Source organism: Micromonospora okii (genome assembly GCF_020884795.1).
Classification (GTDB): domain Bacteria; phylum Actinomycetota; class Actinomycetes; order Mycobacteriales; family Micromonosporaceae; genus Micromonospora; species Micromonospora okii.
On record NZ_BBZF01000013.1, the window covers coordinates 124,872 to 131,497 of the forward strand.

Annotated in this window: 7 protein-coding genes; 4 read left to right on the top strand and 3 right to left on the bottom strand. The window is 73.2% G+C overall.

Going from position 1 to position 6,626, the window contains the following annotated elements:
- Nucleotides 1-239 precede the first annotated feature (239 nt).
- Nucleotides 240-1,217, top strand: coding sequence for a hypothetical protein (locus LPU43_RS03570; protein ID WP_229398764.1), 978 nt, complete (start codon nt 240-242; stop codon nt 1,215-1,217).
- On the top strand, nt 1,217-2,173 hold the full coding sequence (locus tag LPU43_RS03575; protein WP_229398765.1) for a serine hydrolase: 957 nt from the start codon (nt 1,217-1,219) through the stop codon (nt 2,171-2,173). The genes LPU43_RS03570 and LPU43_RS03575 overlap by 1 nt, the downstream gene beginning before the upstream one ends.
- Nucleotides 2,174-2,255: 82 nt before the next feature.
- On the opposite strand, the gene LPU43_RS03580 is transcribed toward LPU43_RS03575, so the two are convergent.
- From LPU43_RS03580 to LPU43_RS03590, 3 genes are all read right to left on the bottom strand, one after another.
- On the bottom strand, nt 2,256-3,107 hold the full coding sequence (locus LPU43_RS03580) for a menaquinone biosynthetic enzyme MqnA/MqnD family protein (RefSeq protein WP_229398766.1): 852 nt from the start codon (nt 3,105-3,107) through the stop codon (nt 2,256-2,258).
- Between the two features lie 194 nt (nt 3,108-3,301).
- Nucleotides 3,302-3,622: a helix-turn-helix domain-containing protein gene (locus LPU43_RS03585; protein WP_229398767.1), complete on the bottom strand. Its 321-nt coding sequence runs from the start codon at nt 3,620-3,622 to the stop codon at nt 3,302-3,304.
- A complete protein-coding gene (locus LPU43_RS03590) occupies nt 3,619-3,975 on the bottom strand; it encodes a type II toxin-antitoxin system RelE/ParE family toxin (protein WP_229399314.1) in 357 nt (118 codons plus the stop codon). Before LPU43_RS03590 ends, LPU43_RS03585 begins: the two co-directional genes overlap by 4 nt.
- Before the next feature lie 254 nt (nt 3,976-4,229).
- Between LPU43_RS03590 and LPU43_RS03595 the strand changes: the two genes are divergently transcribed.
- Together LPU43_RS03595 and LPU43_RS03600 are read left to right on the top strand one after the other, a co-directional pair.
- On the top strand, nt 4,230-6,263 hold the full coding sequence (locus LPU43_RS03595; RefSeq protein WP_229398768.1) for a HelD family protein: 2,034 nt from the start codon (nt 4,230-4,232) through the stop codon (nt 6,261-6,263).
- 181 nt (nt 6,264-6,444) lie between these two features.
- Nucleotides 6,445-6,626, top strand: a 182-nt coding sequence (locus LPU43_RS03600) for a hypothetical protein (protein WP_229398769.1), incomplete at its 3' end; no start/stop codon positions are given.

Sequence of the window (6,626 nt, forward strand, 5' to 3'; positions counted from 1 at the left end):
TTGGTGAGGATGAAACGTCCCAACAGCCGCATAGCGGGCCATAATCACGCCTTCTCGCCGCATGGTCGGGTGTGGGTTCTGGCATCGCCGCCGTGCGGACGTAGACTTCCCCGGTCACAACGATCGGCTGTCGACGATCGCCAGCACACGGCGGCCACCTCCCCCGGCCGCAGCGATCAGGCCGCACCCGTTCGAAAACAGTCGGTCCCCCGGCCCTGACATCTGGAGCTCACCCACTCATGCGACCTCGCGTGGCCATGGTGCTCGCCGTCGTGGCGGTTCTCCTCGGCAGCGCCATGCTGGTTCCCGCCGCGTACGCCCGTCTCTCCGACGACGGCGGCGGTGGTGGGGGCGCCGCGGAGAGCGTGGCCGTCCCGGAGCCGACCGCCCCGCCGCCGCCCACCCTGGCTGCCGGCCCGGTCTCGGTGAACTTCTCCGGCGAGTTCTTCTCCTGGGCGCTGCTGGACCGGCAGACCGGCGAGATCGCCGGGTCGAAGAACATGGCCTCGACCAGCTCGACCGAGTCGATGATCAAGGCGTGGATCGTCTCGGACTACCTCCGGCAGCTCGGCGACAAGGAGCCCTCCGCCGAGCTGAAGAAGAACGCGAGCCTGGCCATCCGGGACAGCAACGACGACGCGACGAACAGGGTCTACTCCGCCGCGGGCGGCTCGTACCGCAAGTCCGCCGACGGCCAGCCCGGCCCGGTCGTCAAGCGGGCGATCAGCATCTGCGGCCTCACCGACACCAAGCGCGGCAACGTCGCCGGGTACGAGGGCTACTGGAGCTTCACCCGGATGTCCCCCCGGGACGCCGTCCGGCTCGGCGACTGCATCGCCGACGGCAAGGCGGCCGGCCCGAAATGGACCAAATGGGTGCTGGAGGAGATGAGCAAGGTTCGCGGCAGCGTGAAGGACCAGAAGGCGAAGTCCGGCGGCGGCAGGTGGGGCATCGTCGACGGCCTGCCCGCCGCGATCAAGGCGCAGGGCCCGGTCAGCATCAAGAACGGCTGGACCCCGCTGAACTACGACGGGAACTGGCACGTCAACTGCCTGGCGGTCACCGAGAAGTGGAGCCTGGCGGTCATGCTGCGCTACCCGCAGAAGAACGGGCTGGCGTACGGCGCGAAGGTCTGCGCCGGCGTCGCCACCCAGTTGGTGACCCCGCAGCCCGGCGCGGCCCTCAAGGTGCCGCAGCAGCCGATCGGGAAGCTCTGATGGCGGGCAGCCGCCGGGCACTGCCGGGCGAACCCTCGCCGCTGCGGCTGATCATCGTCGCGGTCGTCCTGATCGGGCTGGTGCTCGTGTCGCTGCGCCTGTTGCCGGGTTCCCCGCTGGCGTCGCCCGCCGCCGCCACGTGGGGCGTCCCCTCGGCCCCCGCCGACCGCGACGCCGCCGCGTCGGACCGCAGCAGGCGCCCGAGCCCGTCGCCCGGCCCCGGGGAGCCGGTGTCGTCGCCCACGCCGAAGCCGCTGCCGTTCGCCGACCGGCAGATCGACCTCGACCTCGACGGCTGGTACGGCTGGAGCGTGCTGGACAGGCGGACCGGCGACATCTTCGGCTCGAAGAACATGGGCGAGACCAGCACCACCGCCTCGCTGATCAAGGCCTGGATCGTCGCCGACTACCTGCGCCGGGCCGACGAGGCCGGGCAGACGCCCGGCAGCGCCAAGCTCGCCGACGCGACCCGGATCATCCGGGACAGCGACAACACCCGGGCCGAGCAGTTCTACACCTCCGTCGGCCGGGCCGCGTCGATCAGGCGGCTCATCTCCCTCTGCGAGACCACCGACAGCAGCGTGGCGGCCGACGGCGGCTGGAGCCGGACGAAGCTCTCCCCCCGGGACACGGCCCGCCTCGGCGCGTGCATCGCCGACGGCCGGGCGGCCGGCCCGAAGTGGACCAGGTGGCTGGTCGACGAGATGCGGCTGGTGCGCGGGGCCGGCGACTTCGGCATCCGCAAGGCGTTCCCGGCGGCCGAGCAGAAGAAGATCGCCATCAAGAACGGCTGGATCGACCGCACCCGGGAGCAGGAGATGCACATCAACTGCCTCGCCATCGGCGACACCTGGACGATGGGCGTGATGGTCCGCTACCCGATCGGCATGGGCTACGAGTACGGCATGAGGAACTGCCAGAAGATCACCGAGGCGGTGCTCCGCCCAACCGGCTGACGGCGGGCTCCGCGTTCGTCGCCGGGCCGGCCGGGCCCGGGCAGCCCGGCCCGCGCCCGAGCCGGGCGCGCAGGCCGGGCCCTCAGCCGGCGAAGAACTCCGGGCCGCCCTCGGGCAGGGCCGGGGCCTCACCGATCTCCGCGGCCCGGCGGGCGAACTCGCGCAGGCCGGCGACCTGCCGCGCGCCGAGCGAGAAGTCCAGCGCCCGGAAGTACGTGGCGAGGGTCTCCGCGTCGAACGGCTCCCACCGCGCGCCGGCCTCGGCGACCTGGTCCAGCTCGGCCAGGCAGAGGTCGCGGGAGCGCAGGAACGCCTCGTGCACCTCCTTCACCAGGCCGGGATGGGCGGCGGCGAAGTCCCGGCGTACCGCCCAGACGGCGAAGACCATCGGCAGCCCCGTCCAGTCGCGCCACGCCTGGCCGAGGTCGGTGACCTCCAGGCCGCGCCGGGGCGCCTCGTAGAGCGCGCGCAGCGCCACGTCGCCGATGAGCACCCCGGCGTCCGCCTCCAGCAGCATCTGCGTCAGGTCGGGCGGGCAGCGGAAGTACTCGGGGTGGACCCCGTACCGCTCGCCGAGCAGCAGCCGGGCCAGCAGCACGCCGGTGCGGGAGGTCGAGCCGAGGGCCACCGGGCGGCCGTCCAGCTCGGCCAGCGGGCGGGTCGACACCACGTTGACCGAGAGCACCGGCCCGTCGCTGCCCACCGCCAGGCCCGGCAGGAGCAGCAGCTCGTCGGCGTGGCGCAGGTACTCGACGTGCGAGATCGGCCCGATGTCCAGGTCGCCGGCGACCAGCGCGGCGCTCAGCCGGTCCGGCGAGTCCTTGTGCAGGTCGACGTCGATCAGGGCGCCGGAGCGCATCAGACCCCAGTAGATCGGCAGGCAGTTCAGGAACTGGATGTGTCCGACCCGGGGGCGGGCGATGCGGTCAGCCATGTCGCGACCGTATCCCCGGTCCGGGCGGCTCACTCAGCCGGTCCGCCCGGAAGTGGCCAATTCCGCAGCGGGCTCGGCAGCACCCGTGGCCAGGCGGACCGGACGGCGAGGGCGACCGGGGCCACGAGCACGGCGACCACGCGCACGCACGTCATCGGCTGCCATGCCACCGGGGCAAGAGGAGACCAGAGCGTCTATGCGACCTTGAGCTGCTCGTCGCCGAAGTCCGCGATCAACTTGAGCGTCCCACCAAGTGCGTCGACGTAGCGGGCGAGCACCTCCTGCGTCGAGACGTCACCCGCTTCGATCTGGGACACCCGGGCCACCGAGACACCCATGCGGACAGCCACCTGCTCCTGGGTCATGTCGCGCCTCTTTCGCAGCTCCGCCAGGCGCCAGCCACGCGCCTCGTCGAGCATCTGACCGACGGCCGTGTCGAAGGCTTCCTTCCCACCTGCGGTGTCGACCGCGCGGTGCAGATGGTCGGTGTCGCGCCAGCGTCTGGTCCCGGTCATGCCCCTACCTCCTCGTGTCGTTCCTTCAGATATGTGGCGTAGCGCTGTTCCGCCTCGGGTATCGCCTCGCGGTACCAGCGATCCCAGCGGCCCGACTTGTCACCGGCGATCAGCAGGACCGCAGACCGCCAGGGATCGAAGACGAACAAGATCCTGATCTCGGCGCGCCCGGACGACGGCGGTCTCAACTCCTTCAGATTGCTGATCCGGGAGGCGGTGATGGTGTCGACCAGGGGCCGACCTTCCGCTGGCCCGTTCTGCTCCAGCACCAGAATGGCCTGGTTGACGAGCCGGTGTGACTCTCGATCGATCTCGTAGAGAGCGTCCAGGAACTCCTCGACCTCGCCGGTCATCAAGATCTCCCAGTTCACCCACTCACCTCCGGGTTAAGAATATTCTTAACTTCGCCCTCCCGTGCAACGATTCGCTCCGCTCACAGGACACGGACAGCGGGGAAACGCATCGCCGGTGGCCCGGCGGGGGCGTACCATCGAACGCCGCGCGGACGCCGCGCGCTTCTCTCTCACCGGGCACAGCCGACACCTGCCGACGGAGCGCCGGGCGGCCCAGGTCGATCGACACGAATCGCACCGAAAGGTCGCCCCGGATGACCCTCACCGCCCGCGACGACGCTGCCGACCCCGTCGACGGCCTCGACGACCAGCTCGCCGCCGAACGCGCACACCTGACCACCTCCCGGGCCGCGCTGCGCCGCATGCGCGAGCGCGCCGAGGCGCTGTACGCCACGGGCGACAGGGTCGCCGGGGACGCGTACACCGCCGAGCAGCTCGGGCGGCACATGGCCCGGCGGGTCGCCGAGCTGGCCGACGACCCGACCACCCCGCTCTTCTTCGGGCGGCTGACCTTCGCCGAGGCGCGCTACCACGTCGGGCGGCGGCATGTCACCGACGACCTGGGCGAGCCGCTGGTGCTGGACTGGCGGGCCCCGGTCTCCCGGGCGTTCTACCGGGCCAGCGCCCGCGACCCGCAGGGCGTGGCGGTCCGCCGCCGGTTCGGGTTCAGCGCCGGGGCGCTGACCAGCTTCGAGGACGAGCACCTCGACCGGGGCGAGGAGCTGGGCACCGCCAGCCGCATCCTCACCGCCGAGATCGAGCGTCCCCGCGTCGGCCCGATGCGGGACATCGTCGCCACCATCCAGCCCGAGCAGGACGAGCTGGTCCGCGCCGACCTGGCCGACTCGATCTGCGTGCAGGGCGCCCCGGGCACCGGAAAGACGGCCGTCGGGCTGCACCGGGCGGCGTACCTGCTCTACCTGCACCGGGAGCGGCTGCGCCGGGGCGGCGTGCTGATCGTCGGGCCGAACCGGGCCTTCCTGTCGTACATCGCGGCGGTGCTGCCCGCGCTCGGCGAGGTCGAGGTCGAGCAGGCCACCGTGGACGACCTGGTCGCCCGGGTGCCCGTGCGGGCGGTCGACGACCCGGCCGTCGCGGCGCTCAAGCACGACGTGCGGATGGCCGAGGTGCTGCGCCGGGCGGTCGAGGCCCGGGTCGCCGCCCCGACCGAGCCGATCATGGTCTCGGACGGGTCGTTCCGCTGGCGGATCGGCCTCGACCCCCTGCACCGGCTGGTCGAGGAGACCCGCCGGGAGGGGCTGCCGTACGCCACCGGGCGCGAGCGGGTCCGGGCCCGGGTGGTCGGCCTGCTGCAACGCCAGGCCGAGGCCCGGCGGGCGGAGTCGCCGAGCGACGCCTGGCTGCGCCGGATGGGCAAGTGCCGACCCGTCGCCGACTTCCTGGACGCGGTCTGGCCGGCGCTCACCCCGGAGGGGCTCGTGCACGCGCTCCTCGCCGACCCGACGTTGCTCGCGGCGGCGGCCGACGGGGTGCTCACCGAGGCCGAGCAGGCGCTGCTGACCTGGGCGAAGCCGGCCCGCACCCCGAAGGCCACGAAGTGGACCGCCGCCGACGCGGTGCTCCTCGACGAGGCGGCCGGGCTGCTGGAGCGCCCCGGCGGCTTCGGCCACGTGGTCGTCGACGAGGCGCAGGACCTCTCCCCGATGCAGTGCCGGGCCATCGCCCGGCGCAGCGAGCACGGCTCGATCACCCTGCTCGGGGACCTGGCCCAGGGCACCGCCCCGTGGGCCGCCCGCGACTGGCGGGAGTCCCTCGCCCACCTGGGCAAGCCGGACGCGTCGGTGGTGCCGCTGAGCGTCGGCTTCCGGGTGCCCGCCGCCGTGGTCGCGTTCGCCAACCGGCTGCTGCCGGCGCTGGAGGTGGACGTACCGCCGGCCGTGTCGCTGCGCCGCGACGGGGAGCTGCGCGTACGTACCGTGGACGACCTGGTGGCGGCGGCGGTGGCCGAGGTGCGGGCGGCGCTGGCCCACGACGGCTCGGTCGGCGTGATCGCCCCCGACGACGCGGTCGCCGGGCTGCGGGCGGCGCTGGCCGACGCGGGCGTCGACACCGCGACCGCCGACGACACCGAGACCGCGACGCGGGTCACGGTCGTCCCCGCGACGCTGGTCAAGGGCCTGGAGTACGACCACGTGGTGGCCGTCGAGCCGGCGGCGATCGTGGCCGCCGAGCCGCGCGGCCTGAACCGGCTGTACGTGGTGCTCACCCGGGCGGTCTCCCGCCTCGCGGTGCTGCACACGGCCCCCCTTCCCGCCCCGCTCGGGTGAAAGGAAGGGCACCTTCCTAACGCATACGGTAGAGAAGGGTGCCCTTCTCACGCCGTCGGGCGGGCTGCCGGGCGACGGCACGGCTCGGGCGCGGGGACGCGGGACGGGGGACCCGGGGGCGCGGGCGCGGGTTGTGCCGGGCGGCGAGGATGGGTGGCGAATCGTCCACGAGGGAGGCGACATGCACCTGTCACGCCGTACTTTCCTTCTGGCCGGAGCCGGAGCCGGGGTCACGTTGGCCGCGCCCCTGCTGGCCGCCGCCCCGGCGACGGCCGCCCCGGCGACCGCCGGCACGACGGGGCGGCTGCCCGACGACGCGCTCGCGGCCAGGCTCGACGGGATCACCGCCGCCGGCATGGTGGG